Source organism: Haloarchaeobius baliensis (assembly GCF_052060055.1).
Classification (GTDB): Archaea; Halobacteriota; Halobacteria; order Halobacteriales; family Natrialbaceae; genus Haloarchaeobius; species Haloarchaeobius baliensis.
The window spans coordinates 1,270,446-1,297,042 of the sequence record NZ_JBPPFR010000001.1 but is presented as its reverse complement, the minus strand read 5'-3'; the positions used below and the strand labels follow the sequence as shown (position 1 = coordinate 1,297,042).

At 65.7% G+C, this 26,597-nt stretch carries 20 protein-coding genes; 8 read left to right on the top strand and 12 right to left on the bottom strand.

Annotated elements, in window-relative coordinates:
- Positions 1-73: 73 nt before the first annotated feature.
- The 7 genes from ACSG06_RS06630 to glpK all read right to left on the bottom strand — a co-directional run bounded on the left by ACSG06_RS06630 (position 74) and on the right by glpK (position 8,209).
- Positions 74-937, bottom strand: coding sequence for an ABC transporter permease (locus ACSG06_RS06630; RefSeq protein ID WP_440989474.1), 864 nt, complete (start codon positions 935-937; stop codon positions 74-76).
- Position 938: 1 nt separating this feature from the next.
- Positions 939-1,847, bottom strand: a complete 909-nt coding sequence (locus ACSG06_RS06625; RefSeq protein WP_440989473.1) for an ABC transporter permease — start codon at positions 1,845-1,847, stop codon at positions 939-941.
- Positions 1,844-2,953 (bottom strand): ABC transporter ATP-binding protein, encoded by a 1,110-nt coding sequence (locus tag ACSG06_RS06620; protein WP_440989472.1) that lies wholly within the window; start codon positions 2,951-2,953, stop codon positions 1,844-1,846. The genes ACSG06_RS06625 and ACSG06_RS06620 overlap by 4 nt, the downstream gene beginning before the upstream one ends.
- A 30-nt stretch (positions 2,954-2,983) precedes the next feature.
- Complete coding sequence (locus tag ACSG06_RS06615) at positions 2,984-4,117, bottom strand: ABC transporter substrate-binding protein (protein WP_440989471.1); 1,134 nt, start codon at positions 4,115-4,117, stop codon at positions 2,984-2,986.
- 152 nt (positions 4,118-4,269) lie between these two features.
- Positions 4,270-5,448: a Cdc6/Cdc18 family protein gene (locus ACSG06_RS06610; RefSeq protein ID WP_440989470.1), complete on the bottom strand. Its 1,179-nt coding sequence runs from the start codon at positions 5,446-5,448 to the stop codon at positions 4,270-4,272.
- A 116-nt stretch (positions 5,449-5,564) separates the two neighbouring features.
- Positions 5,565-6,665, bottom strand: coding sequence for a DUF7973 family transport facilitator (locus ACSG06_RS06605; protein ID WP_440989469.1), 1,101 nt, complete (start codon positions 6,663-6,665; stop codon positions 5,565-5,567).
- Positions 6,666-6,667: 2 nt separating this feature from the next.
- Positions 6,668-8,209, bottom strand: coding sequence for a glycerol kinase GlpK (gene glpK / locus ACSG06_RS06600; protein ID WP_440989468.1), 1,542 nt, complete (start codon positions 8,207-8,209; stop codon positions 6,668-6,670).
- A gap of 237 nt (positions 8,210-8,446) precedes the next feature.
- On the opposite strand from glpK, the gene glpA reads away from it, so the two are divergent.
- The 4 genes from glpA (at position 8,447) to ACSG06_RS06580 (ending at position 15,009) form a co-directional block, all read left to right on the top strand.
- A complete protein-coding gene (glpA, locus tag ACSG06_RS06595) occupies positions 8,447-10,141 on the top strand; it encodes an anaerobic glycerol-3-phosphate dehydrogenase subunit GlpA (protein WP_440989467.1) in 1,695 nt (564 codons plus the stop codon).
- The gene (glpB, locus tag ACSG06_RS06590) at positions 10,128-11,378 is read left to right on the top strand and encodes a glycerol-3-phosphate dehydrogenase subunit GlpB (protein ID WP_440989466.1); all 1,251 of its coding nucleotides are present in this window, start codon (positions 10,128-10,130) and stop codon (positions 11,376-11,378) included. The genes glpA and glpB overlap by 14 nt, the downstream gene beginning before the upstream one ends.
- Positions 11,375-12,667 (top strand): anaerobic glycerol-3-phosphate dehydrogenase subunit C, encoded by a 1,293-nt coding sequence (locus ACSG06_RS06585; RefSeq protein WP_440989465.1) that lies wholly within the window; start codon positions 11,375-11,377, stop codon positions 12,665-12,667. Before glpB ends, ACSG06_RS06585 begins: the two co-directional genes overlap by 4 nt.
- A 269-nt stretch (positions 12,668-12,936) precedes the next feature.
- Complete coding sequence (locus ACSG06_RS06580; protein WP_440989464.1) at positions 12,937-15,009, top strand: hypothetical protein; 2,073 nt, start codon at positions 12,937-12,939, stop codon at positions 15,007-15,009.
- Between the two features lie 20 nt (positions 15,010-15,029).
- Here ACSG06_RS06580 and ACSG06_RS06575 read toward each other — a convergent pair whose 3' ends face one another.
- The 3 genes from ACSG06_RS06575 to ACSG06_RS06565 all read right to left on the bottom strand — a co-directional run bounded on the left by ACSG06_RS06575 (position 15,030) and on the right by ACSG06_RS06565 (position 19,359).
- Positions 15,030-15,167, bottom strand: a complete 138-nt coding sequence (locus tag ACSG06_RS06575; RefSeq protein WP_175526385.1) for a DUF7503 family protein — start codon at positions 15,165-15,167, stop codon at positions 15,030-15,032.
- A gap of 240 nt (positions 15,168-15,407) precedes the next feature.
- Positions 15,408-16,334 (bottom strand): DUF368 domain-containing protein, encoded by a 927-nt coding sequence (locus ACSG06_RS06570; RefSeq protein WP_440989463.1) that lies wholly within the window; start codon positions 16,332-16,334, stop codon positions 15,408-15,410.
- 49 nt (positions 16,335-16,383) lie between these two features.
- Positions 16,384-19,359, bottom strand: a complete 2,976-nt coding sequence (locus ACSG06_RS06565; RefSeq protein WP_440989462.1) for an STT3 domain-containing protein — start codon at positions 19,357-19,359, stop codon at positions 16,384-16,386.
- A gap of 115 nt (positions 19,360-19,474) precedes the next feature.
- On the opposite strand from ACSG06_RS06565, the gene aglG reads away from it, so the two are divergent.
- The 4 genes from aglG (at position 19,475) to ACSG06_RS06545 (ending at position 24,709) form a co-directional block, all read left to right on the top strand.
- Positions 19,475-20,413, top strand: coding sequence for a glucosyl-dolichyl phosphate glucuronosyltransferase (gene aglG / locus ACSG06_RS06560; protein ID WP_440989461.1), 939 nt, complete (start codon positions 19,475-19,477; stop codon positions 20,411-20,413).
- Between the two features lie 113 nt (positions 20,414-20,526).
- Positions 20,527-21,960 carry a flippase gene (locus tag ACSG06_RS06555; protein WP_440989460.1) on the top strand — a complete coding sequence of 478 codons (1,434 nt, stop codon included), beginning with the start codon at positions 20,527-20,529 and terminating at the stop codon, positions 21,958-21,960.
- Positions 21,961-22,025: 65 nt separating this feature from the next.
- The gene (locus ACSG06_RS06550) at positions 22,026-23,132 is read left to right on the top strand and encodes a glycosyltransferase family 4 protein (RefSeq protein WP_440989459.1); all 1,107 of its coding nucleotides are present in this window, start codon (positions 22,026-22,028) and stop codon (positions 23,130-23,132) included.
- A gap of 65 nt (positions 23,133-23,197) precedes the next feature.
- A complete protein-coding gene (locus ACSG06_RS06545; RefSeq protein WP_440989458.1) occupies positions 23,198-24,709 on the top strand; it encodes a sulfatase-like hydrolase/transferase in 1,512 nt (503 codons plus the stop codon).
- 34 nt (positions 24,710-24,743) lie between these two features.
- Here the strand turns inward: ACSG06_RS06545 and ACSG06_RS06540 are convergent, their stop codons facing one another.
- Both ACSG06_RS06540 and ACSG06_RS06535 read right to left on the bottom strand, forming a co-directional pair.
- Entirely contained in the window at positions 24,744-25,838 is a 1,095-nt protein-coding gene (locus ACSG06_RS06540; protein ID WP_440989457.1) for a glycosyltransferase family 2 protein, read from the bottom strand.
- Positions 25,835-26,596 carry a class I SAM-dependent methyltransferase gene (locus tag ACSG06_RS06535; protein ID WP_440989456.1) on the bottom strand — a complete coding sequence of 254 codons (762 nt, stop codon included), beginning with the start codon at positions 26,594-26,596 and terminating at the stop codon, positions 25,835-25,837. The genes ACSG06_RS06540 and ACSG06_RS06535 overlap by 4 nt, the downstream gene beginning before the upstream one ends.
- Between the last annotated feature and the right edge of the window lies 1 nt (position 26,597).

Genomic DNA, 26,597 nt, shown 5'->3' with positions numbered 1-26,597 from the left:
TATATCGAGACGATGATGGACGAAGCAGAGTGGGTGGACTGAGATGTCGGTCGGCCCCCGGAAACGGGAGGGCTCAGTTCTGCAGCAGGTACCGCCGAATCCCGAGGACGACCAGCGGGATGGCGATGGTGATGACGAGCATCACCGTCGCGAGCGCGTCGATCTGCGGGCTGATGCTCGTCCGGAGCATGGAGAAGATGACGACCGGGACGGTCGTCGTGGTCCGCTTCACCCAGAACTGCGTCGCCGTGAACTCGCCGAACGAGATGACGAAGACGATGACCATCGCGGTGAGGATCGACGGCGAGATGAGCGGGAAGGTGACCTCGCGGAACGTCGTCACCGGGTTGGCACCGAGGGTCTTCGCGGCCTCCTCCAGGGTCTCGTCGAACAGGTAGAGCTGGCTGCGGATGATGAGGAATGCGTAGGGCAGTCCCAGCAGCGTGTGCATCACGATGAGCCAGGCGATCGACCGCTCGAGACCGACCTGTCCGAAGAAGATGGTCGAGGCGACGCCGACGATGATGGGCGGGACGAGCAACGGCGACAGCATGACGATGACGAGTGCGTCCTGTGCGGGGAAGTCGTTGCGGACGAACCCCATCGCCGTGAGCGTCCCGACGAGGCCGGCCCCGAGCGCTGCGGCGACCCCGACCTGGAAGCTGTTCCAGAGCGCACGGAGCATCCGGGTGTCCGCGAGCAGCGCCTCGTACCACCGGAGGCTGAGCGACGACGGCGGGAAGTTCCCGAGCCGCGACGGGTTGAACGAGTTGATGACGATGACCGCCAGCGGCAGCAGCATCAGCACGTAGACGACCACCGTGACCGCGCGGATGAGGTTCCACTTGGTCCGCGTCGAGACGGTGATGCCGAAGTAGCCCCGTTCGGCGTCGACGTCGGTCTCGCCCTGGGTCACGGCGTCGGTGTCGGTCGCCACGTCAGGCCACCCCCGTCTCGAGCGCCTCTTCGAGGTCCACGCGTCGCGTGAACAGGTACAGCAGGAAGCCGATGATGCCGAAGTAGATGAGCGACAGCGCGGCGGCGAAGGGCCAGTTGAAGTCGAGGATGAACACCGTCTCGATGACCGGCGCGATCATCCGCGTGCTGGGGCCACCGAGGAGCGTCGGCGCGAGGAACGCACCCGCGGAGATGATGAACACGAACAGCACCCCCGAGACGATGCCGGGCAGCGACTGCGGGAGCGTTATCTCGCGGAACGCACGGAAGTCCGTCGCCCCGAGCGTCTTCGCGGCGTGTATCTGGTCCTCCTCGATGGTGCTGACGGAGACGTAGACGGGCAGTATCATGAACGGCAGCAGGCTCACGGTCAGCCCGAGTATCATGCTGTAGTCCGTGTACATGATGTCGAGCGGCGACCCGATGACGCCGAGCTGGAGGAGGAACTGGTTCAGGACCCCGTTGTTCGAGAGGACGATGATCCACGCGTACGTCCTGATGATGAAGGGCACCCAGTACTGGAGGACGACGAGGCCGAGCAGCACCCACTTCCAGTCGGTCTTCGACCGGCCGAGGAAGTAGCCGACGGTGTAGCCGAGCGGGAGCGACAGCAGCGTCACGACGACGCCGTAGACGAGCGACTCGAAGATGATGTTCTTGTAGACGTCGGCCTCCCAGAACCGCTCGTAGTTCGCGAGCGTGAACTCGTAGATGACGTTCCCGAAGTCACCCGGGATGGAGAAGCTGATGACGACGATGACCGTCATCGGGAGGAACAGGAACAGGAGGACCCAGCCGATCCCGAGTCCCGGGGAGAGCAGGAGTCTGACCCAGTCGCTCTCCATCACCCGGTCCCGCACCTTGCCGAAGCGTGCGCGCTCCGTGCTCATGGCTCGCCCTGCCCGGCGACGGGTGCGTCCCCGGCCGGCAGACACGTGACGTTCTCTGGTTCGATGTACATCGACACCGTGTCACCGAGTTCGTGGAACACCTCCTCGCTGTGGTCGGCGATGTGGCTCACCTGGAGCGTCTGGTCCAGCTCGGGCACGCGGATGAAGTAGTTGATGTCGCGGCCCCGGTAGTCGACCGACTCCACGGTCCCCTCGATGACGTTGGTCTCCGGTTCGGTCCCGTCGACGAGCTTCAGCTTCTCGTCGCGGAGGAACAGCGATACCGCGTCGCCCGCGGCGAGTTCCTCGTCGGCTGGGACCTGCAGTTCGACGCCATCCGCGAGTTCGGCGACGGCCTGTCCGTTCTCACGGCGGTACGTCCCGACGACCTCCGTCGACCGACCGAGGAAGTCCGCGACGAACCGCGTCTGCGGCTTCCGATAGACGTTCTCGGGGGCGTCGAACTGCTCCAGCTGCCCGTCGTTCATCACGGCGATCTTGTCGCCGAGCGACAGCGCCTCGTTCTGGTTGTGCGTGACGTAGACCGTCGTGACGCCCGTCTCCTCCTGGATGCGCCGCAGCTCGCTCCGGATGCTCGTTCGGAGGTTCTTGTCGAGGTTCGACAGCGGCTCGTCCATCAGCACGAGGTCCGGGTCGAACGCGATGGCGCGCGCGACCGCGATGCGCTGTTGCTCACCGCCGCTGCATTCGCCGGGGTACTTCTCCTCGTAGCCCTCCAGGTTCACCATCTCGAGCATCTCCTCGACGCGCTCGCGCTGTTCGGCCTCCGGAGCGTTGCGCATCTTAAGGCCGAACGCGACGTTCTCGAACACGGTCTTGTGCGGGAACAGCGCGTAGTCCTGGAACACCAGGCCGATGTTGCGTCGATACGGCGGCAGGTCGGTGATGTCCTTGCCCTCGAGCCGTATCTCGCCGTCGGTCAGCGTCTCCAGCCCCGTGATCGACCGGAGTATCGTCGACTTCCCACAGCCGGACGGGCCGACGATGGTCACGAACTGTCCCTCCTCGATGTCCAGCGAGACGTCGTCGACCGCGACGAGGTCGCCGAACTCCTTCCGTATCTCGTCTAGCTCCAGAAATGCCATGTGGTGTCACCCTCGGATTTCGAGGTCGGCTCAGTTCCCACGCACTTCCTCCCACCGCTGGGACCACTCGTCGTTGTGCTCGTTGATGTACTCCACGTCGGGGAACTTCAGCCCCTCGCCGCCGGACGGGTCGTAGTCGTAGAGCCCCGTGATGGTCTCGGAGGTGACGCTGGTCGACGGCGGCAGCCCCAGCTTCTCGACGACCGGCTGGAGGATCTCGTCCCGCAGGAGGAAGTTGATGAACTCGAGGCACGCCTCCCGCTTGTCGTCCTCGATGCCCTCGACGAGCGCGTGGTTCTGCGTGTAGCCGTACGCCCCCTCGTCCGGGATGACGTAGCTGAGGTGGTCGTTCCCGTCCTGCACCGCTCCGTAGATGACGTTCCCCCAGGCCTCGCCGACCCAGGCGTCCGTCGACGTGAACAGCCGTCCCAGCTCGTCGCCGCTCGTCCAGTTCGTGACGACGAGGTCCTGCTGTTCGGCGACGCGCTGCCAGATCTGCTCGATGGCCTCCTCGTAGGAGCTGTCCGCCCCGATGTTGTTGGGGTCCATCCCCATCTCGAGGGCGGTCGTGAACACGCGGATGAAGCCGAACCCTTCGGGGGCGACGTGGCCCGAGTAGGCCTCGTCCCACATCGCGCTCCACGACGTGGGGTCGTCGAGTTCCTCGTTGTTGTACGCCATCCCGACGGTGCCGTAGGCGTGCGGGACGCCGTGGATCTGCTCGCCCGGGTCGAAGATTGGGTTCTTCAGCGGGTCGAGGACGTTGCTCCCGTAGTTCGGTATCTCGGACGGGTCGATCGGCTCCCAGACCTCCTCCATGGTCCCGTTGTAGAGCGTGAACGGTGGAACGCTCGCCATGTCGACCTCGGCCTGGCCCGCCTTGATCTGTGCGTACCCGCTCTGCTGGCTGCTCCGGAGGGCGACCTCCACGGTCGTCCCGAACTCCTCCTCGAACGGCTCGAACGCCTCCGACTCCAGCGCGTCGAGCATGGTCCCGCCCTCCATCTGGAGGACGATCTCGTCCGCACCACCGCCTCCACCACCGAACGCGTTGATGCAGCCTGCGAGCGAAGCGGTGCCGGCGCCGGCGACGAGCCCGAGCAGCCCCCGTCGACTGGTCGCGCCACGACTGGTCCCCCCTGTTGCCTTGTTCTCGTGTGACATGGGAAGTCAATGCGTACCTCTCGGTATAACCATGTGACCTCTCATGAGAGGGGGTGCCGTATCGGGGCCCCCTCGGGAGTCGAAAACAGGAATCCGCCGTCAGTGTCGAACGCGGTGCCGTCGACGCGGGACGCGGGACGAACGGCCCGCGTTCACTCGTGCTGCAGGTCGTACAGCCGGCTGAACACGAGCGTCGGGAACCGCGGCTCGAGCCGGCTCGGTGGGCGGCCCGCGCTCTCGACCGGTCGCTCGGCCGTCACGCGCTCCGTGATACCGTCCTCGGCCAGCTCGTACAGGTACCGCTTCACCGTCGACGCCGAGAGGTCGATACCGGGTGCCGCCGCGACCGACTCTGCCGCCTCCCCCACAGAGGTCGTGGCCTCGTCGGGCAGGTCGACCAGCGTCCGAAGCACCAGCTGTCGGTTCTCGGGCAACGTCAGCACCCGACCGAGCGCGACCGTCGGACGGGGGACGGCGTCGAGTCCGGCCTCGAGGTCGCGCTCGTGGATGCGCTCGTGTCCCTCGGCCGTCGCGACCTCGGCCGCGCCGAACAGGGCTGTGAGCGCGTCGTGGGCATCTCCAGCCGCCCACTCCGCGATCCGCCTGATCTGTGCGTGTTCGAACGCCTGCCGGGCGAGACCGTCCGACGCCCTGCCCGTCAGCAGGTCGACGAGCGCGTGCTGCTGGTACGGCGGCACGTGGATGTGCTCCGGCGGCACCAGCTCGCTCGCCAGCTCGTCCGGTGGTGTGCGGCCGACCGCCATCCAGCTGAGCCGGTCGTCCATCCCGTCGAACGCGCCGTGGAGCGTCGACAGTCCGAGCGTGTCACGCTCGTCGACGTGGTCGACCGCGACGATCGCGCGGTCCGTCCCGGCCAGTCGCTTCTTCAACCGCGACCGGAGTGAATCGGTCCGCACGCCCTGTTTCGGCACCTGCTCGTCGACGAGCCCGTCGAGCACCGTGTGGTACAGTGCGAACTCGCTGTCGTGGACCCGGGCGTCGACGTAGACGAACTCGGGTGCTGGCGTCGAGCGGGCACGTGTCGTGGTGTGGATGACGGTCCCGGTCCCGGTCAGCATCCGGTCGAGATGGTTGAACAGTGCGGTGACGACGGCGGACTTGCCGACCCCACCGTCACCCCAGACGTAGGCGGTAGGCGGCAGCGACCGCTCGAAGATCGGGTCGAGGTGGTCGAGCAGCTGCTCGAGCACCGGCCCCCTTCCCGACGGCTCTTCGACGTGGACGACCGGCGACAGGGCGTCGTAGTCCTGGACGATGCGCGGCTCGCCACTACGGCGTTGTCGTCGTCTGATTCGTGCTTCGATGTCCATGCGATGGGTCGGTTCGGTTGTGGTAGCTCAGTTCGTCCGATGCTAAAATCCCTCGGCACAACGCCGAGGAGTGTGTCGGGAGCCGACGATGGGGTTCTGCCCCCTCGTCCGCCACCTCAGAGGTAGCCCGCGTTCGGCAGGACGCCGGCGATCGCGAGCAGCGCCACGACGACCATGGCGATGGCGATGGCCATCGCGGGCGGGTCCACGTGGGTCCCGGAGTGCGCGTAGAAGATGCGCTGGGTGACCTCGCCGAGCAGCCCGCTGACTGCACCGAAGACGCCGGCCGCCAGCAGCGCGACGACCGGACTGAAGTTGGGCAGGAAGACGACCGCACCGACCGCTCCGATGAGCGTGATGTGGTGGGTCACCGGGATCTTCTCGACGCCCAGGTTCAGGAACAGCAGGCTGATGGCCGAGATGGCGTAGCCGAGGAAGATGCTCCCGGTCAGGATGTAGATGTACCCGCCGAGGATGCCGCCGACGATGCCGATGGCGGTGACGCCCGACCACTTGTACTGGTGCGGGAGCCACGGCTCGGTCGCGAGCCGGCCCTGGTGCTCCATGGGCACCTCACCGCCGTCGGTGGCCGCCCGGGGCTCCTCGCGCTCGAACGGTGACATGTCGAGGATGCTGGAGCCGGCGGACTTCCCGACGAGGGGGTAGCCGAAGACGACCCGGGCCACGAACGCGCTCACGACGACCGTCAGCGCGATGGAGTCGGTGACGCCGGTACCGTCGACGACGAGGAGTGCGCCGGTGAACTGGTTGAACAACGCGCCGAAGACGCCGAAGATGGCACCCACCGCGAGGATGTCGGGCTTGGTGCCGAAGGCGTACAGGATGTTCTTCCCGAAGTGGTAGTCCCAGCCCTCGGGCTCCATCTCCGGGTACTTCTTCCCCGCGTACGCCGAGGCGGCCACACCGCCCGCGAAGGCGATGTGCGGGCCGGTGACGGCACCGAACCCGATGATGCCGGACAGTCCGCCGACGAGTTCGCCCTGTCCGACCGCGAGGGCCTCGCCGCCGAGTTGCCGGTTGAGGATTGCGATCCCCTCGCCCAGGAAGACGACGAAGCCGGTGAAGATGAACGCCGGGAGCGCGCCGATGGCGGCCCCGAACGCGCCGCCCGCTGCGGCCGCGATGAGCAGCAGCACGAACGTCTCCAGCGTGAGCCCGATGACCGGGACCGTCGTCTGGATGGCGACCTCGAACATCGTCAGTCACCCCCGTCCTGCGCCCAGTTGAGGCTGCGCTCGACCGCGTCCGCCCAGCGGTCGTACTTCGCGTCGAGCTCGTCCTGGTCCCCCTCGGGGTCGAACGCGCGGTCGACCTGCCAGTTCTCGCGGAGCTCGTCCACGGTCTCCCAGTAGCCGACGGCCAGCCCGGCCGCGTAGGCCGAACCGAGCGCCGTGGTCTCGTCGACCTCGGGGCGGACGATGTCCGTGCCGAGGATGTCCGACTGGAGCTGGCAGAGGAAGTTGTTCTTGACCGCGCCGCCGTCCACGCGGAGCCGGCCCATGTCGATGCCGGCGTCGGCCTCCATCGCCTCCGCGACGTCGCGGGTCTGGTACGCGATGGACTCGAGCGTCGCGCGGACGATGTGCTCGCGGCGGGTCCCCCGGGTCATCCCGACGATGGTCCCGCGTGCGCGACCGTCCCAGTGCGGCGCACCGAGGCCCGTGAACGCCGGGACCATGTAGACGCCGTCGGTCGAGTCGACGCTGCGGGCGAGTTCGGCCGTCTGGACGGGGTCGTCGATGAGCTTGACGTCCTCCAGCCACTCGATGGCCGCGCCGGTGATGAAGATCGCGCCCTCCAGTGCGTACTGGACGGGCTCGCCGGAGCGCTGGAAGCCGATGGTGGTCAGCAGGCCGTGGTCGCTCTTGACGGCCTCCTCGCCGGTGTTCATCAGGAAGAACGAGCCGGTCCCGTAGGTGTTCTTCGCGTCCCCCTCGTCGAAGCAGGTCTGGCCGAACAGCGCGGCCTGCTGGTCGCCGAGCGCGCCCGCGACGGGCACCTCCGCGCCGAGGAAGCCCTCGGGGTCGGTGCTGCCGTAGGTCTCGTCGTCGCTCGACGGGCGTACCTCCGGGAGTAGCTCTGCGGGCACGTCGAACTCGTCGAGGAGTTCGTCGTCCCACTCCATCTCCCGGATGTTGTACAGCATCGTCCGGGAGGCGTTCGTGACGTCCGTGATGTGGTTCCCGGTCAGCTTGTAGGTGAGCCAGCTGTCGATGGTCCCCATCAGGAGCTCCCCGCTCTCCGCACGGTCACGCAGGTCCTGGGGGACCGTGCGCTCTAACTTCATGGGGTCCGCGTTGTCGAGCAGCCACTCGATCTTCGTCGCCGAGAAGTAGGCGTCGGCCTCGAGGCCGGTCTTCTCCCGGATCCACTCCACCTTGTCCTCCGCTTCGAGCTCCTCGACCCGGTCGGTCGTCCGCCGGTCCTGCCACACGAGGGCGTTGTGGACCGGCTTCCCGGTCGCCGCGTCCCAGAGCACCGTCGTCTCGCGCTGGTTCGTGATGCCAAGCGCGGCGAGCTGCTCGGGATCGAGGTCGGCCTGGTCGAGTGCCGTCGACACCACCGACTTCGTGTTCTCCCAGATCTCCATCGGGTCGTGCTCGACCCAGCCGGGCTCCGGGTAGATCTGTTCGTGCTTCTCGTACGCGTTGGCGACGACCTGTCCCGCGTGGTCGAACACCATGAAGCGCGTGCCTGTCGTCCCCTGGTCTATCGCACCGACGTATTGATTGCCTGCCATAGGTTCCTCCGTGTCCGCGAGCCATGTTTACTGCTGGCCCGCAACCGGTAGTAAACACTATGGTAAACCCTGATAAAACTTGTGCGTGTTGTTCACAATCAGAACAGTCTTGTGGCCACTACCCGGCGAATCCACCCAACAGATTCGATTCTCCCGTCGAAACAGGAGTGAATTACTGCTGGTACGGGTGCCAGGGTAAACAATGAAGTACTCGCGGTCCGCAGTGTCGATAACCGGATGGCAACGACTACCGAAGTACTCGTCGTCGGCGGCGGGTCCACGGGCACGGGCATCGCACGCGACCTCGCCATGCGCGGGGTGGACGTGACGCTCGTCGAGCAGGGTAACCTGACACACGGCACGACCGGCCGCATGCACGGGTTGCTCCACAGCGGCGGCCGCTACGCCGTCGCCGACCAGGCGAGTGCGACCGAATGCATCGAGGAGAACCGGGTCTTGCGCGACATCGCCGGCCACTGCGTCGAGATGACCGGGGGCCTCTTCGTCAAGCGCCCCGAGGACACCGAGGAATACTTCGAGGAGAAGTTGCAGGGCTGTCGGGACTGTGGCATCCCGGCAGAGGTGCTCTCGGCCGAGGAGGCCCGGGAGGTCGAGCCGTACCTCGCGAAGGACATCGACAGGGCCATCGAGGTGCCCGACGGGGCGGTCGACCCGTTCCGACTGGTCGTCGCGAATGCCGTCGACGCCGAGGACCACGGCGCGCGCATCGAGACCCACGCCGAGGTCGTCGACCTGCTGACCGACGGCGACGAGGTCACGGGCGTCCGCGTGAAACACGACTCCGGCCCCGGAAAGCGCGAGCACGGACTCCCGGGCCAGACCGAGGAGATACACGCCGAGCACGTCGTCAACGCGGCCGGTGCGTGGTCCGGCCAGCTCGGCGAGATGGCCGGCGTCGACGTCGAGGTCCGCCCATCGAAGGGCGTCATGGTCGTCATGAACGTCAGGCAGGTGGACACCGTCGTCAACCGGTGCAAGCCGAAGGGCGACGCGGACATCGTCGTGCCACACGAGACGACCGCCATCCTCGGCACGACCGACGAGGAGGTCGACGACCCCGAGGACTACCCGGAGGAGGGCTGGGAGGTCGACCACATGATCGACGAACTCTCCAAGCTCGTCCCCATCCTCTCCGACGCCAGGACCGTCCGCTCGTTCTGGGGCGTCCGGCCGCTGTACGAACCGCCGGACACGGGGACGACTGACCCGACGGACATCACCCGCGATTTCTTCCTGCTCGACCACGCCGACCGGGACGACCTGCAGGGGCTGACGACGGTCGTCGGCGGGAAGTTCACCACCTACCGGATGATGGCCGAGCAAGTGAGCGACCACGTCTGCGACCTCCTCGGCGTCCGCGCGTCGTGCGCGACCGCGGACGAGCCCCTGCCCGGGAGCGAGAACCTCGACCGACTCGAAGGTGCGATGGACGACTACGGCCTCCGCTCGCCGGTCGCCCGCCGGAGCAAGCAACGGCTCGGCTCGTACGCGCCGGACGTGCTCGGCACCGACGAGCCGAACCCGGTGCTCTGCGAGTGCGAGGCCGTCACCCGCGCGGAGGTCCAGCACGCCATCGGACAGGCCGGCACCGACCTCAACGCGGTCCGGCTCCGCACCCGCGCCTCGATGGGAAACTGCCAGGGCGGCTTCTGCTGTCACCGGCTCGCCAACGAACTCCACCCGGAGTACGACGCCGAGACGGCCGAGCGCTCGCTCACGGAGCTCTGGCAGGAGCGCTGGAAGGGCCACCGGCACGCGCTCTGGGGCGAGCAGCTCTCGCAGGCGATGCTGAACCACACGCTGCACGCGACGACGTGGAACCGCGATAGCAAGGACGAGGACGTCGACTGGGACGCCTTCGCCACGCCGACCAGCACCGCGACCGACGGAGGACACGATGATAGCGACTGAGGTGCTCGTCGTCGGTGGCGGGCTCGCCGGCTCTGTCGCCGCGCTGTCGGCCGCACGCGAGGGCGCGCGGGTCACGGTCGTCTCGAAGTCCGAGAGTACGCTGAAGCAGGCCTCCGGACTGGTCGACGTGCTCGGGCGGGTCGACGACGACCTCGTCGCCGAGCCAATCGACGCCATCGACAATCTGCCCGACGAGCATCCATACTCCGTCGTCGGGAAGGACGCGTTGCGGGAGGGGCTGGCCCTGTTCGACGACGTGACCGGCGACCGCTACCGGGGGACCGACCGGAACGCGCTCGTGCCCACCACGCAGGGAACGGTCAAGCCGACGTTGCGGTACCCCGCGAGCGTCGAACCCGGAATCGTCGGCGACGGGCGCGAGACGCTGCTCGTCGGCATCTCCACGGACCCCGACTTCGACGCCAAACGCGCGGCGGCGAACCTCGACGCGACCGTCCCGGGCGACGTGCGCGGGGTCACCGTGCGGTTCCCGCGACTCAGGGACGACGCCAAGCGGACCAGGCACGCAAAGCTCCTCTCGGAGAGCGACGAGTTCCGCGACGCGCTCGTCGAGAAGATCGCCCCGAAGGTTGAGGGTGCCGACCGGGTCGGCTTCCCGGCGGTGTTCGGCGAGGACCCCGCGTTCGTCCGGAGCGAACTGGAGGAAGGGTTCGAGGCCGCCGGCGAGTCGGTGTCGGTGTTCGAGGTGCCGACCGGTCCGCCGAGCATCCCCGGGACGCGGCTCCGGGACCTGCTCCGTCACGAGCTCGAGAGCGCGGGCGTCGAGCTCGTCACTGGCGTCCCGGTGGTGGACTTCGAGGCGGAGGGTTCGCAGGTCGAATCCGTCGTCGTCGACCGCAACGGCGCACGCGTGCCGTACGCTCCCGAGCAGGTCGTGCTCGCGACGGGCGGCCTCGTCGGCGAGGGTATCGACTCCGAGCGCGACCGCGTGTACGAACCCATCTTCGACCTCCACGTGCCCCATCCCGCGGACCGGTACGACTGGTCCGAGGAGGCAGCGTTCGGCGACCACGCCTTTGCCCGCTTCGGCGTACGGATCGACGCAGACGGGCGGGCACTCGATGCAGACGGGGCGGTCTCGTACGAGAACCTCCGCGCCGCGGGAGCGGTCGTCGGCGGTGCGGACACGGCGGCACAGAAGGCGGCGAGCGGCATCTCGCTGGCGACGGGCTGGCGGGCAGGGACACGGGCGGCCACAGCAGTCAATCAGTCATGAGTACGGACAACGAGGACGACTTCGAACCGATACAGGTGTTCCCCGAGGGCGACGCGGACCTCCGTCCCGGGGCGGACAGTTGCTACAAGTGCTCGACGTGCGACACGTCGTGCCCGGTCGCCGAGGTGGACGACGAGTTCCCCGGGCCGAAGTTCCAGGGCCCCGAGCAGTGGCGGCTCACGCGCAAGGAGGACCAGGAGATCGACGACTCCATCATGAAGTGCTCGAACTGCATGCGCTGTGACGGCGCGTGCCCCTCCGACGTGCCACTGAGCCAGATGCACAACACGGCCCGCGCGCAGTACGTCGAGGAGTCGATGAGCAAGCTCTCGGTCGAGTACTGGCGCAACCGACTGCTCGCCAACTACGGGACGATGGCCCGCTTCGGGTCGATGTTCCCCCGACTCACCAACGCGGTCATGGGCAACTCGCTCGTCCAGAAAGTGAACGACCGGTTCCTCGGCATCACCAGCGAACGGGAGTTCCCCGAGTTCGCCACCGAGACCTTCCGCGAGTGGTGGGCAAAGCGGGGCGGTGCGGCCGTCGAGAGCGAGGAGCGACGGGTCGCCTACTTCCACGGCGACTACGCGAACTACAACACCCCCGAGGTCGGCAAGGCGATGGTCCGCGTGTTCGAGCACTTCGGCTACGAGGTCGCGGTGCCGGAGCAGCGCTGCTCGGGCACGCCGATGTTCGCCAACGGGATGCTCGACGACGCCCGCCGCGCCGCCCGGTTCAACGTCGAGACGTTCGCCGACCTCGTCGACGACGGCTACGACATCGTCTGCTCGTGTACGTCCTGCTCGATGGCGCTCCGCCAGGAGTACCCCGAGCTGTTCGACTTCGAGGACACCGAGCGCGTCTCCGCACACACCTACGACGCCGTCGAGTACCTCCGCATCCACGAGGACCTCGACGGCGAACTCGCGGCCGTCGACGACGTCGACGCGCCCGACTTCGCCTACCACGCGCCGTGTCACGCCCGGAACCAGGGACTCGACGGCCAGACCACCGCGGTGCTCGGAAACCTCGGCGACGTCGAGGCCCACGACGTCGGCGAGTCCTGCTCGGGCATCTCGGGCACCTACGGCTGGAAGTCCGAGAACTACGAGACCTCGATGGCCGTCGGCGAGGAGATGTTCGAGCACATGGACGACGCCGAACCGGAGACGGGCCTGACCGAGTGTCCGACCTGCGCGATGCAGATGGAACACGGGAGCGGCTACCCCGTCAAGCACACCTTGCAGGTGCTCGAGGCCGCGCTCACTGACCGCTCGCTCCCGGCCTGAGGGGCGCTGCTCCCCCCGGCACGTCTGCGATAATCCACCATTACTGATTGTCCTTCGACACAACCACCAGCAGGAAATTTAAGTAGCACGACGGGTATCTACACCTAACGACGTCGGCGGCACCCCCCGGTACGGCCCGGCCCCGTAGAGGTGCTCACGACCGGTTGAAACCTCCCCCTACTCCCGACAGAGACGGCACGACAGGGTGGTGGCGCAGTCGGTCCAAGGTGCCTCACAGCAAGACCCGTCGATAGCACCGTCAGAACACCATGAAGGTCAGCTACAAGGAAACGGACGACCCCTGCGGCGTCGCCATCACCGACCAGATCAAACAGCGACGCCTCCAGGTCGTGACCGACGAACCGGTCTCACCGACACCGACCGACCCCGAATCCTTCGAGTTCCCCGTCGACAAGGCGTTCACCATCGAGGCCAGCGAACTTTCTATCGCCCGAGCCGAGGAGGTGTATCTCCGGAGCAAGTGTGGCACATACGACGGTCCGGTGAGTGCTCACACGACCACGAACCTCGAAACGAACGGGTACAGCCTCGACATCTCCGCACCGTTGAAACTCTACTGGCAGTTCAAAGCGGCCCCGAACATCACGAAGGGAGCAGATTCGACCCGAGTCACGTTCACCGAACCGACAGTAGTCGAGTTCGGCGTCCGGACGTATCACAAGCATCCCGCCGGCAGTATCACCACCACGGAGAACCCCGAGCACATGATGCAGGCGCTCAGCACGCTCTCGTCCGCTCTTAAGACGACTGCGTGCGAACGTTCGTATCCGACGCTCAGGGGGCACCCCCCTCTCGTCGAACTGGGGGACGAACTAGACATCCCCGACGGTTTCTCACCGCCGAATACTGGTGTGGAAATCGAAATACCGCCGGAGTTCGAATACATCTATCCCGCAGCACCTCTCGCCTTCTATCTCGGCGCGGACCTCGTTCCCGGCAACGCACCGAGGTTGCGGACGGACAGATTCGAACACGACCTCGCCACGGGGATGTGGTTCGAGGACGACGTTGCGGACCTGTTGAAGCGTGTGCTGTTCCTGGACTGTGTCGTTCGCACTGAAGGCATCCATCAAGTCGACCTCTACGAACGCAAGCAGGTCGAACCGGACCTTCCGTTCGACATCGCGTCGATGTATGGATGTTCGCTCTCAGAACAACTGGAGGCGTATCTATCAGTCCCACAGGGGATCGTGGAACCACACCTGCCACGCTGGTGTCTGACTGCACACCTTCCAAACATTCCGGAACACGTGTCGGCAGTACCCCACGTGGTCAACGATCTGGGAGTTATCCGTTCGACGCGTGGCCAGACTAAGTCTGTTTCACGAACTGCGAAGACCGCAGATTCGACTAAACGCGTGTGCCGTTCCGCGCGCAACTCGGCACCGGAGGAGGTGTCACTCCGCCTCATCGAACCGGAAGTTAACGACGAGTCGATCGAGCATGCCTGGTTCGGGAATCAACTCCCGATGGGTGCATCCAAAGCCTCCGTTGACTCCTTCGAACACCAGCTCAAGCAGGGGCAGCGGAGTGATTCAATTAACATCACCGTTGTCTGTAACGATCCGCGAATGCTCGACGAACAGGTGAGCTTGGACAACGTCTACGGTGACAGGGACGACCAACCCTACAACATCGATTCCCACTTCGGTGTACCACAAAACGAACTCGCCGACCTGCTGATGGAGAGTTCCTGTGATTTCCTCCACTACATTGGTCACGCGACGCCGACCGGCCTTCGATGTACCGACGGAGAGCTCGACGTTCGAGAACTCGAAACTGTCGGGGTAAACGTCTTCCTGCTCAACGCGTGCCGCTCCTTCGAACAAGCAGAGGCACTCGTCGAGAAAGGGTCGTTCGGAGGCGTGGCTACGCTTGGTGATGTCGTGAACGAGCACGCTGTCGAAATCGGACACGCCGTTGCACACTTCCTGAACCTGGGATTCCCATTACGCGCAGCTATCGAGCTCGTCCACGAACACACTCACATCGGTGAACAGTACCTCGTCGTGGGCGATGGATCCGTCGATGTCGTCCAGTCTGATGGCGGTCCGCCAATGGTTTGTCACGTCGAATCGTCCGGTACTGAATCGTTCGAACTCAGCATCCAGACCTACCCGACGAAAGAGCTTCAGCTCGGATCTCGAACCGTTCCAACGCTCGATTCCGTTGAGGAGTACTATCTCCTGCCGGGGCGAATGAAGACGCTCGAACTCGAAGAGCAGGAACTCGTCGATTATCTCACTTGGACTATCTCGCCAGTCGAGTTCGAGAACGAACTGTTCTGGAACAATACGATTGGGACCGTGGACTTCCTGTAGAACCTCTGTTCGCTACGAATTTACGGCCCAGGACTAGCTTCGGCACCAGTCGCCACGACAGGTGCGGCCTGCATGAGCAGCAGGCCGATCATGAACAGGACGCCAATCATTCGGGGGTGCTCGGACAGCCAGTCGGACATCGTGCCTTTGTCGGACATTGTACTTGCATGGTGCGCGGGCACATACATCAAATTATCTTAATATTACTTATAAAATTTCACGGCTTATTACCATATTGGTAAAGGAATGTTACTTTGTAAAGCAAAAAATGACGCATATGTCTATTACAGTGACAGAGTTAGCAGGATGCGGCCAAAAAGTACTAGTATAGCTGTACGGACGGGCAGTTCTAATGTCGTACAGTAATCACCAATCGGTTCGCCATCCTCAGGCCGGCTTCAGTAGTCGATATCTCCCGTTACCGAGTCGACACCGAGTACGAGACCGGCCCCGATCAGCGCGAACATGACGATGCCCGCGACCTCGGGAGTGGAGCCGAGCTGGGCCTCCGTCGCGATGGTCGACATCGGTTTCACGAGACCGCCGACCATCAGGCTCACCAGGAACGTGAGCGTCCCCGCGCGGAACTCCCGGAACGCCCACTTCACCACCCGCGCCATCGTCAGGAGTCCGAGCATCGCGCCGGTGCAGAACGTGACGACGACCGTGAACGATTCCGTGAGCGACGCGAGGTCGCCCCCATCGGCGAGCGCGATGACGCCGTCGACGAACGCCGTGAGGTTCGTGATCATGAACTCGTACTGGTTGAGCACGTAGAGGAGGAACGAACCGGAGACGCCAGGGAGTATCATCGCACACACGGCGATGGCGCCGGCGATGAAGACGACGGGGTACGAACTCCCGATCGCACTCTCGGGCAGGCTCGACAGGCCGGCCGCGAGCACGATACCGAACAGGGCGACGGCAAGCCGCTTCGGGCTGCCGACGTCGACCTCGGAGTAGAGGACGATGGCCGAGGCACCGATGAGCCCGAAGAAGAACGCCGCGGTGAACGCCGGGAACTGCTCCAGCGTGTGTTCGAGGACGCGAGACAGCGTGAGCACCGCGGAGGCGATACCGAACCCCAGGATCAGCAGGAACACGCCGTCGGCTCGCATGAAGAGGTCACGGAGGTCAGACCGTCCCTCGGCGGTGTGGAACGACAGCAAGAGCCGGGCATCCGACGGTCCGACGGACGTGATCGCGTTGATCAGCCGTTCGTAGATGCCGGTGATGAGGGCGATTGTCCCGCCGGAGACCCCGGGGACGGTGTCTGCCGCACCCATGAGGAACCCCTTCAGGTAGACGGAGAGTGACGAACGCATCGACGGTGAGTACCAACCCTGGCCGGGAAAACAGTTCGCTTTCGACTCGCTACGCCAGCAGCGCGTGATGACGGACGGGGAGCAGCGCGCCGTCGGTCCGCTCCACGTCGCCGACCGACTCCTCTGACTCGTCGCTGGACGACGTCGAGGCGTTCCCGTCGAACGTGACCTCGATGGGCGAGCTGTCCTCGCTGACGACGGCCGTCTCGGGGACGGACACCCGCGTGGACTCGTTGTCGTAGGTGATCTCGTAGTCACCCGTCGCCTCGACGGCCACGTCGGTCGCGCCGTCCTCGGGACCCAGTTCGTCGTTGGTCGCGTACGGGACGGTGATCTCGAAGTTGCCGTCGCCGTCGGTCTGGACGGTCTGGGTGTAGTTGAACGTCCGGTTGAGCGTGTCCGAGGTGAGCTCGACACGCGCGGTGACGTTCGTCGGAGCGCTCACATCTGCCTGGCCGGTGAGCGTCGCCCCGGGAACCCGCTCGTAGGTCTTCACCGTGGACTCGGCCTGCGTGTTGTACGTCTCGAACTGCGGCCGGAGCTGATACTGGAAGAACTGCTGGATGGGCAGCGGCTGGTTCACGAACTGCGTCGGCCGGAGGTTCCCGGACTCGTTGATCGCGATGGAGGTGAACACGCGCTGGTTCGTCGCCTCGTGGACCAGCCGGTAGTGCTCCATCCCCTCGGCGTCGTCGAAGTAGAGCCGGGAGAGCATCGTGTTCTCGTAGGAGTCCGACCTGGTCGGCAGGGCTGCCTGCTGCCCGCCGACGGTCACGTTCTCGCGCTGGTTGTAGTACGTCCCCGGACCCGGACCGGTCCAGGTCGCGATGGCGCCGAACTTGCCGCCAGCCATCTGGTAGTCGATGACGACGTACTGCGTGTCCTCGTGGGCCTCCTGTTCGGTCTGCTCGTCGATGAGGCTCCGGAGCTCGTCGTTGTCGAGCTCGTACAGGCGCTCGTCGGCGTCGTCAGCGTTCGGCATCGCCTCCAGCAGGAGGTTCGCTCGCGTCTCGTCCTGTGCCTGGAGGTACGCGGACGCGATCTCCGCGTTCCCCTGGAACGGGTTCGCTACCGGAATCCGTTCGCTCTTGGTCGTGATCCAGTGTCCGTAGTCCCACCAGGACATCACGCCGTACGCACCTTCGGGATACTCGAAGTCGTCCTGGTTCGGGTAGCGGTCGTAGTAGCCCAGCTCGTTGTCGGCATCGCCGTACTGTCCGGGCTCGGGCGTGTTCTGCTGCATCCACTCCGTGCTCTCGTTCCAGACGAGCACGGAACCGGGCGAGAGGCTCTGTGCCTGCTTGTCGACCGTCGTCGAGGTCATGTTCGTCCCGGGGGTCAGCGGGACGAACAGGAGCATCAGCACCGCGACGATCGTGATCACCTGGTACAGCTCGAAGTTGTACGAATCGGAGGTGAGCTCCGTGAGCCCGATGAAGGAGACGATGCGGCCCAGGAACCACCCGTTCAGCGCCGCGATGGGCACGACGAGGTAGTAGTTGAACCGCACCTGCGTCAGCGCCATCAGGAACGTGAACACCGTCCAGACGGCGACGAGCAGGTACTCGGAGCGGTACTCCTCGCCGAGGTAGAGGTACGAGAGGAGCCAGACCAGCGCGACCAGTGCGAGGATGTAGCTCAGCCCGTACTGCGAGCCGAAGAACTGCGTCGCGGTCTGGAAGAACGGTTCGCCGGAACCGATGACCGACTGTGCCTCGCCGATGGTCAGGATGTTGTCGCTGACGCTCAGTGCAATCGTCTGTTTGAGGCTAGAGATGAGCTGGTTGTAGACCGGCGGGACGAGGAACCGGGCGCCGGCGAGCCCGAGTATCAGCAGGGAGCCGACACCGAGCGGGAAGTGGGTCCGACGCTCGTCCTCGTGGACGGAGTAGGAACCGAACGCGAGCGAGCCGGCGATGACGAAGACGACGGCGAACGGGTAGGGGAGGAACGAGAAGCCCAGGATAGGGGCGAGGACGATCGCGAGGAAGAGGATCGCACTCAGCGGGAGGACGACGGCACGGAGCGTCTCGACCTCGAGCCCGTCCCAGACACGGGCGAGGTAGGCGATGAACGCCGAGCCGACGGCGAGACCGAGCGAGATGCCGACCTGGAGCGGCGAGAGGGAGGTCACGCCGAGCGTGAACTGGTCGATGCTCAGAACCACCAGCAACGCACTCACGACACCGATGACGACGCCGGTGTAGGCGAGATGGTCCGGAGACCGGCCGGCCTGGTACTCGACGACGAGCGCGATGGTGAAGAAGACACCGAGGATACCGACGATGACGACCGCAGGCGGCCAGACCCACATGTAGAGACCGACGGCGACGCCGGCGAGTGCGGCCCACTTCGTCGGCTCGCGGAGCGCGTCCAGGTCACGGTCGAGCAGGAGTTCGAAGACGGGCTTCTCTCGTTCGGCCGAGCGGAGCGCGACCATCACGGCGAGCACCGCGAAGGCCTGGAAGAGGACCTCTGCGACGTGGTGGTCCGAGAAGCCGGCCGTGCTGCGGCGGAGGAAGACGCCGGGGAGCAGGGCGAGGACCAGCGCGGCGGCGACGCCACCCGAGCGGCCGCCGAGTCGCTTCCCGATGAAGTACGTGGGGATCGCGACGAGCGCACCGAAGACGGCCGGGGCGACGAGCAACGTCATCCCGATGGTGTGCTGGGAGGGGTCACCGAGACCGACCACGAGAGCAGCGGTGGCGACGATCTGGTCGTAGAGGGTCCCGAACTGGTCGGCCCTGACGCCTGTCGGGTACTGCGAGTAGACGTCGTACGGCATCGTCCACGGCCAGTTGCGGGTGGTCCACGACACCTGGCGGTAGTGGTACCAGGCGTCGTTGCCGGCGAAGAATATCTCGCCGTTCCGGGTGAAGTTGTCGAGCGGCTGGAGCCTGACCCAGAGCATGAACAGCATTATCAGGCCCACGCTCGGCACGTGATACCAGCGTCCGAAGGCTTCGAGGAGGGAGCCCGAGGTCGCTTGCTCGGTGTCGGCCTCCTCTCCGGTCGACGTACTCATTGTACGGGAAAAGTCTGAAGCCACGAATAAGCCTTGTGTAATCGTTTCGGAGACGAACAGGTCGGAAAAGTACGATGCAAAACGCTTATTCGCGCTTCGGGGGTGAATCCGAACGATGAACGTCTCCGTCGTCATCTGTACGTATCCGACGGACCGCTACGAGGTCTTCTCCGAAGCCGTCGAAAGTGTTCTTAATCAGACATACGACGACATCGAGATCGTCCTGGTCATCGACGGTAACGAGGAGGTACACGAGATGGCCGTCGCCGACTTCGGTGACGAGGAGACCGTCAGCATCCACTGCAACGACGAGAACCGCGGCATCTCCTACTCCCGGACGAAGGGTGCCGAGCTGGCGACCGGCGACATCGTCGCGATGATCGACGACGACGCCGCTGCCGAACCCGACTGGATCGAGACCCTCGTTCGAACGTACGAGGAGACCGACGCCGTCGCCGTCGGCGGGCAGGTCCTCCCGGACTGGCAGGTCGAGAAGCCCGACTTCTTCCCCGACGAGTTCTACTGGCTCGTCGGCTGCGACGAGAAGGGCTTCGGCGAGCACATGGAGGAGCTGCGCAACACCTACGGGTCGAACATCTCGTTCCGCCGCGATGTACTGTTGAACGTCGGCGGCTACGACGAGAACACCGGCCGGAAGGGGGACAAGCACATCCAGGCCCACGAGTCGACGGTCGGCGCGCGCATCCGTCGCGAGTACGGGCGCGGTGTAATCTACAACACCGACGCGAAGGTCCACCACAAGCTCTTCGAGTACCGCGGCGACTTCCGGTGGCTCGCCAGCCGCTCGTTCTGGCAGGGCTACTCGAAGCGCATCATGGACCACATCATCCCCGAGGCCTCCGGCGACAAGAACGAGTACCTCGCCGACCTGCTCACGAAACACGTCCCCGAACGGCTCGTCTCGCTCGTCAGAAAGCCCGAGCTGGCGAAGGTGAAACAGCTCGTCGCGCTGTTCGTCTTCACCGCGATGGTGGGCTTCGGCTACGTCTACGCCATCCTGAAGCCGAACCTGCTGGACGACTACGAGGAGTGATCCGTACGAAGCAGCTCCGCCACCGTGCCGCCGTCTCGGAAAGCGGCACAACTTTCAGACCGTACCGGTCAGTTTGAGAAGAGACACCCGACACTTCGTCGGTCGACAGACAAATGCGACTCGGTCAAACATCACTGCTCTACACGGTCTCTCGGTTCGCGGCATCAGCCTTCGGCTTCGTCGCGACGGTGTACTTCGCCAGAGAGCTCGGCGAGACCGTCCTCGGTCAGTTCGCCCTGATACTCGCACTCGTGTCGTGGGTCGGGGTCGCCTCGCAGGTTGGGCTCTCCGAATCCATCACCAAACGCATCAGCGAGGGGGAGGAGCCAGAGCGGTACTACGGTGCCGGGCTGCTGTTCGCCGGGGGTGTGACGGCAGTCGCCGCGGCCGGTGTCGTACTCTTCAGCGGCCCGGTCAACGACTACGTGGGGACGGCTGCGGTCCTGTTCGTCGTCCCGCTGCTCGCGCTGAACACGTTCAAGGCGATACTCAATGGCGTGCTCCACGGCCGTCGGCTGGTCCACGTCGAATCCGTCCTACAGGTCGGGGGGCAGGCCGTCCAGAGCGCCATACAGATCGCACTGGTCGTCATCGGGTGGGGGCTCGGTGGGATGGTCGTCGGGTACGCGGCGTCCAGTCTCCTGACCGGCGTCGTCGCCGTCTTCGTGATGGACCTGCGACCACGGCTGCCCAGACGAGAACACTTCGCCTCGCTGTTCGAGTTCGCGAAGTTCTCCTGGCTCGGGAACCTCAGCCAGCGCTTCTACGGCAACCTCGACGTGACCGTCCTCGGGCTGTTCGTCGCATCCGGCCAGGTCGGCATCTACTCCGTCGTCTGGTCGGTCGTCATGTTCCTGACCATCTTCGGGAACGGCATCCAGACCACGCTCTTCCCTGAGATGAGCAAGCAGTCGTCGGAGGGGAACACGGCTGCCGTGGTCGGGTTGACCGAGGATGCTTTGATGTACTCGGGGCTCATCCTCATCCCCGGCTTCGTCGGCGCGACTGTCATCGGCGACCGGCTCCTCCGCATCTACGGCCCGTCGTTCACGACGGGGACGAGGGTGTTCAGCATCCTCGTCCTCGCCGCGATGGTCTGGACGTTCAACAAGCAGCTCGTCAACGCGTTCAACGCGATCGACCGCCCCGACCTGGCGTTCCGGTCGAACGGCGTCTTCGTCGTCTCGAACACCGTGTTGAACCTCGGGCTGATATACGAGTTCGGTATCGTCGGTGCGGCGGTCGCGACGCTCCTCTCCTCGTGTATCGCCCTCCTCGCGTCCGCTCGGTACTCTAGAGCCCGGTTCGACATCGACCCGCCGTACGGGGAGATCGGCAGACAGGTCCTCGCGGCGCTCCTGATGGGTGGTGTCGTCGTGGGGTCGCGGACCGCACTCGTTGGCTACGTCGGCCACCGCAACCTCGTGTTCGTCGGCCTGCTCGTCGGCATCGGCGCCGGGGTCTACTTCCTCGTCCTGTTCGCCATCTCCCGGCACTTCAGGACGACGGTCCACCGCAACCTCCCGAGCAACCCGATCACGGGGTGACCGACCGTGCGCCGGGGAACGATAGGTACGTTTATGCCCGCGCTTCGGCGAGGTAGTGACAGTTGATGAGTGGAGACGGTCGGACGGTCGTCCTTCTCGGTGACTACGACTACGAGTACTTCCGCGAGGTGTCGCTCCGCGAGGGGCTCGAGTCCCAGGGGGTGACCGTCAAGGAGTGCCGGTACCGCGAGGAGCCGCTGTTCATCGGCGTCAAGAAGCTACTGTTGCTCCCGTACTTCTACGCCCTGATACTCCGGCGGCTGTGGCAGCTCTCCGGCGAGGGCGACGTCGATGCCATCCTGGTCACGAAGTTCAACGTGCTCGTCCTCCCGGTCGCGGCGCTGGGTGCGTGGTGGCTCGACGCCGTCCTGATATACGACCTGTTCGTCTCCCTCTACCGCACCGGAGAGATGCGTGGATACGCTGCGTGGAAGGTGAGACTGGTCTACTGGGTCGAGCGGGCGACGCTACGGCTGCCGGCGTACCACCTCACCGAGACCGCGGAGTTCGCCCGCCTCTACACGGAGCTGTACTCGATCCCGCGTGCCCGTATCGTCGGCCTCCCGCTGGGGGCCGACGAGACGTGGTTCCATCCACGGGACGACTCCCCGTTCGACCGGTTCACCGTCGTCTACTGGGGGAACTTCCTCCCGCATCACGGCCTCGATACGGTCGTCGATGCGATAGACCGCCTGCGCGACGAGGAGATCGATTTCGTCTTCCTGGGCGAGGGGCCTGAGCTGGAGCGCATCCGGAGCCGGGTCGAAGCAGTGGGCGCCCCGAACGTCGAGTTCCGGGGGCGTGTCCCCTGGGAGGAGCTCTCGACGGCGGCCGGCGGCGGCGACGTGGCGCTCGGCATCTTCGCCGACGACCCGCGCTCCCGGGCCAGCATCACGAACAAGGTGAGCGAGGGGGTCGCCGCCGGAACCGCGGTGGTGACGATGCGCTCTCCGGCCATCGAGGAGTGGTTCACCGACGGCGAGAACATCGTGCTCGTTCCGCCGGAGGACCCGGCCGCGCTCGCGGCGGCGATCCGTGAACTCCGGGACGATGCCGGGTACCGCGAGCGCATCGCGGAACGTGGCCGGGAGCGCTACGAGTCGGTGTTCTCCACCGAGCACATCGGTGAACTGCTGGTCGAGCAGGTGCCGTTGTCCCGGGAAGCGGTCTGACACCACCGCAGACCGCAGAAACCGAAAGCACTTTCTATCGCTCTCGCCGGATTGTAACAACCACCGTGGCACGCAACGTTCTCTATCTTGTGCTCGACTGTCTCCGCACCGACGCCATCACGCCGGAGACGGCGCCGAACCTCTCACGTCTCGCAGCCCAGAACTGTTCGTTCGAATCGTGTGTCGCACCCGCGAACTGGTCACTGCCCTCGCATGCATCGATCTTCACCGGGGAGTGGGCCCACGAACACCACTGCTTCCGCCGTGACCAGCAGATGGAGCGACTCCCACTCGTCGAGGCGTTCGGCGACCGTGGCTACACGACGGTCGGCCTCACCTCGAACATCTACTTCTCTCAGGGCCAGGGGTTCGGCACCGGCTTCGACGAGTTCTACGAGACGCGCAGGCCGCTGAACCCCCACGGCCTGAACCCGTTCTCGGCGGTCCGCCACCGACAGCCCCCGGAGGGGCCCGAACTCCGGACGTACCTGCAGGTGCTGGGTGACGCAGTCCGCCACGAACGCCCGGTCGCGAGTCTGGCGAACTACCTCCGGGCGGTCTGGATCGAACTCGACAGCAGCTACCGGCTCCGGGAGCGCCTGCCGGGCCTCGACAGCGACGACTACGGCTCGCTGACCCGTGCCACCGAACGGACCGAACGGCTGCTGAACGACGTGTTCGACCGCCACGCCGATGGTGCGGTGCCGTTCTTCGCGTTCGCGAACCTCATGGACACGCACTTCCCCTACGAGCCACCGGCACGCCATCTGGCGGCGGAGACGGACGGGGAGTACGACCGTGCAGATCTCGACGCACTCGACCCTGACCTGTCGAACAGCTGGGTGTTCCTCGACCGGTACTTCGCCGACGACGTCGACGAGGACGCACTCGAACTGGTGCGGGCGGCGTACCGGGCGGAGGTCAGAAGCGTCGACGAACGCGTGGGCCAGCTGCTCGACGCGCTCGAGGCGCGTGACCTGCGGGAGGAGACACTCGTCGTCGTCACCTCGGACCACGGCGAGGTGCTCGGCGAGACGGACCTCCGCGGCGAGCGCTCGATGGGGCACCTCGACTCGGTGAGCGAGCATCTCCGCACCGTTCCGCTCATCCTCGCGAACCCGGCCATCGACGCGGAGACGGTCGAACGACGGGTCCCGCTGACGGCGCTGTCGGACCAGCTCTCGACAGATCCCGACGCAGTACTCGATACGGACGACCCGGTCGGCGACCTGCTGGCGCCGGAGTCACCGGTCCTGTTCGAACTGCCAGCTAACCCGTTCCACGAGTCGTCCTACGAACGATACGACCACATCCCGGACTGGTACGTGACCCGGGAGGCGCTCACGCACACGGTGGTCGGGTTCGACGAGGAGTGGACCGTCATCGCGGATTCGACCGGCGAACTGGACGCCTGGGAGGGGACGGCGTCCCGCAACACCGACGACGCCCCGGAACACCTCGTCGATGCGTGCGAGTCCGCCGTTCGTTCCTTCCCGGCGGACGGGACCGAGAGCGCGGGACACGACGACCTCTCGGCGAGCCGGCAGCAGCAGCTCGAGGACCTCGGCTACATGTGAGCGAGGGCGGCGTCCGTGCGCGACGGACCGACCGTCAGCGACGGAGTGCCGACAGACGCCTGACCAGCGCGGGTGGTGCGAACCGTTTCACCGCGGACTCCGCGACGAGCGTCGCCAGCACGGAGACGTTGTAGAATGTCTGGTCGCTCCGGTCGAACACCGCACCGACGGCCCGTCTCGCCTCGCCGAGATTGCCACTGACGAGTTTCGTCGCGGCCAGCCGGGCGATGACACGGGCGAAGTACCGCTGGAGCCGCCGCTCGCCCTCCTCTGGACCGAACCAGTCGACGTACGTCGGTCGCCACTTCTCGACGAACTGCCCGACGCCACGGATCCGGTCGTCCGTGTTCGTCATCATGCTGTCCGCGAACGCGTCGTAGGAGACGACGAGCGGCTCCGGGACCGTCTCGGCGTGGTAGCCGCCGACGGCGAGCGAGAGCCAGATGTCGTGGTCGACCGAGGAGACGAGCTCCTCGTCGTAGCCACCGACGTCGACGAGAGCTCGTTTCGAGAACAGACACGAGGACTCCAGCGTCGACGGCCCATCGCGGACGATGGCTGCTCTGAGGTTCCCCTGGTTCTCCGGTGGCACGATGGACGCGACCCGGCCGTCCTCGCGGGCCTCGACTGCGCAGTACACGACGCCGACACGCCCCCGCTCGTCGGCCGGGAGCGACTGGAGCGCCGCCACGCCCCGCTCGAGCCGTTCGGGCTTCCAGCTGTCGTCGTCGTCGAGGAACGCGACGTACTCACCCTCCGCGAGTGCGATTGCGGTGTTGCGTGCACCCGAGAGCCCCTGGTTGGTCGCGTGGCGCACGTAGCGGACCGAGTCGTAGCCGTTCTCGGCGAGCCACCCCTCCACGCCGCTCTCGGTGCCGTCCTCCACGACGAGGAACTCGACGGGCTCGTACGTCTGGGAGAGCACGCTCTCGATGGCCCGTGTCGCCTCCTCGAACCGGTCGTAGGTCGTCACGACCGCGGTGACGAGCGGGCTCTCGTCGGTCGATTCGGCGTCGTCCAGTCGCCCGTCGCCGGTGTCGACGGCGAGCTCGTGCGGCTGCCACGCGACCCCGGTATCGTCGTTCCCCCCGGGCTGCTCCCGGTCGTCCTGCGGTGGATCGGCGCTCATCGCTCACAGACAGCCGCGATGCGTCGGCAGTCGTCCTCCGTCGATGCGTAGAGGTACCGGTCCCGGTACAGCCGCCAGAGGCGGCTCGTTATCGGGGGCGAGTTGACGATGACGTGGTTGCCACGGCCACCCAGGGCGAGTTCGAGGACCGTGAACAGCTTCGACTGTCGGTCGAACGGCACGAACTCGATGTCCGAGAAGTGGGGGTCGAGCAACGAGCGGAGTCTCTCGGCGTCGAAGTGCTGGTAGTGCTTGTCCGCCACCGCCTTGTTCACGTGCGGGACCGTCAGGACGAGCCTGCCGTCCGGCGCGAGCGTGTCCACGATGGCCGCCACGAACGCCGGACAGTCGTCCGGCGGGATGTGCTCCAGCACCTCGATGCAGGTCGCCACGTCGTACTCCCGGTCCAGCTCCTCCTCGAGGATGTTTCTGGCCTCGTAGTCCAGATGTGGGTTCATCCCCTCCGCCATCGCGATGGACCGCTCCGAGTAGTCGACCCCGAGGGACTCCACGGCCGGGTACGCGTCGTGGAGCTCCCGGAGGAACCGTCCGTCGCCACAGCCGATGTCGACGACCGAGTCGAACGACCAGTCCGCGAGCTGGTCGAGGACGACGCGCATCCCACCGAGGTAGTGCATCCCCCACGACCAGTACTGCGTCTGGGTGTATCGACCGTCCTCCACCCGTGGCAGGTAGTGGTAGGGGTGTTCGTACTGCTGTTCCTGTATCTGTTGTTCCTCGTCGTAGTCATCCGGCATC

What these genes read in the sequence shown, in the direction of transcription:
- aglG (WP_440989461.1), top strand. Translation starts at nt 19,475, where the DNA reads ATGAACGTCTCCGTCGTCATCTGTACGTATCCGACGGACCGCTACGAG.
- ACSG06_RS06535 (WP_440989456.1), bottom strand. Translation starts at nt 26,596, where the DNA reads ATGCCGGATGACTACGACGAGGAACAACAGATACAGGAACAGCAGTAC.
- ACSG06_RS06550 (WP_440989459.1), top strand. Translation starts at nt 22,026, where the DNA reads ATGAGTGGAGACGGTCGGACGGTCGTCCTTCTCGGTGACTACGACTAC.
- glpK (WP_440989468.1), bottom strand. Translation starts at nt 8,209, where the DNA reads ATGGCAGGCAATCAATACGTCGGTGCGATAGACCAGGGGACGACAGGC.
- ACSG06_RS06620 (WP_440989472.1), bottom strand. Translation starts at nt 2,953, where the DNA reads ATGGCATTTCTGGAGCTAGACGAGATACGGAAGGAGTTCGGCGACCTC.
- ACSG06_RS06575 (WP_175526385.1), bottom strand. Translation starts at nt 15,167, where the DNA reads ATGTCCGACAAAGGCACGATGTCCGACTGGCTGTCCGAGCACCCCCGA.
- ACSG06_RS06605 (WP_440989469.1), bottom strand. Translation starts at nt 6,665, where the DNA reads ATGTTCGAGGTCGCCATCCAGACGACGGTCCCGGTCATCGGGCTCACG.
- ACSG06_RS06625 (WP_440989473.1), bottom strand. Translation starts at nt 1,847, where the DNA reads ATGAGCACGGAGCGCGCACGCTTCGGCAAGGTGCGGGACCGGGTGATG.
- ACSG06_RS06580 (WP_440989464.1), top strand. Translation starts at nt 12,937, where the DNA reads ATGAAGGTCAGCTACAAGGAAACGGACGACCCCTGCGGCGTCGCCATC.
- glpB (WP_440989466.1), top strand. Translation starts at nt 10,128, where the DNA reads ATGATAGCGACTGAGGTGCTCGTCGTCGGTGGCGGGCTCGCCGGCTCT.
- ACSG06_RS06555 (WP_440989460.1), top strand. Translation starts at nt 20,527, where the DNA reads ATGCGACTCGGTCAAACATCACTGCTCTACACGGTCTCTCGGTTCGCG.
- ACSG06_RS06610 (WP_440989470.1), bottom strand. Translation starts at nt 5,448, where the DNA reads ATGGACATCGAAGCACGAATCAGACGACGACAACGCCGTAGTGGCGAG.
- ACSG06_RS06615 (WP_440989471.1), bottom strand. Translation starts at nt 4,117, where the DNA reads ATGTCACACGAGAACAAGGCAACAGGGGGGACCAGTCGTGGCGCGACC.
- ACSG06_RS06565 (WP_440989462.1), bottom strand. Translation starts at nt 19,359, where the DNA reads ATGAGTACGTCGACCGGAGAGGAGGCCGACACCGAGCAAGCGACCTCG.
- glpA (WP_440989467.1), top strand. Translation starts at nt 8,447, where the DNA reads ATGGCAACGACTACCGAAGTACTCGTCGTCGGCGGCGGGTCCACGGGC.
- ACSG06_RS06585 (WP_440989465.1), top strand. Translation starts at nt 11,375, where the DNA reads ATGAGTACGGACAACGAGGACGACTTCGAACCGATACAGGTGTTCCCC.
- ACSG06_RS06570 (WP_440989463.1), bottom strand. Translation starts at nt 16,334, where the DNA reads ATGCGTTCGTCACTCTCCGTCTACCTGAAGGGGTTCCTCATGGGTGCG.
- ACSG06_RS06540 (WP_440989457.1), bottom strand. Translation starts at nt 25,838, where the DNA reads ATGAGCGCCGATCCACCGCAGGACGACCGGGAGCAGCCCGGGGGGAAC.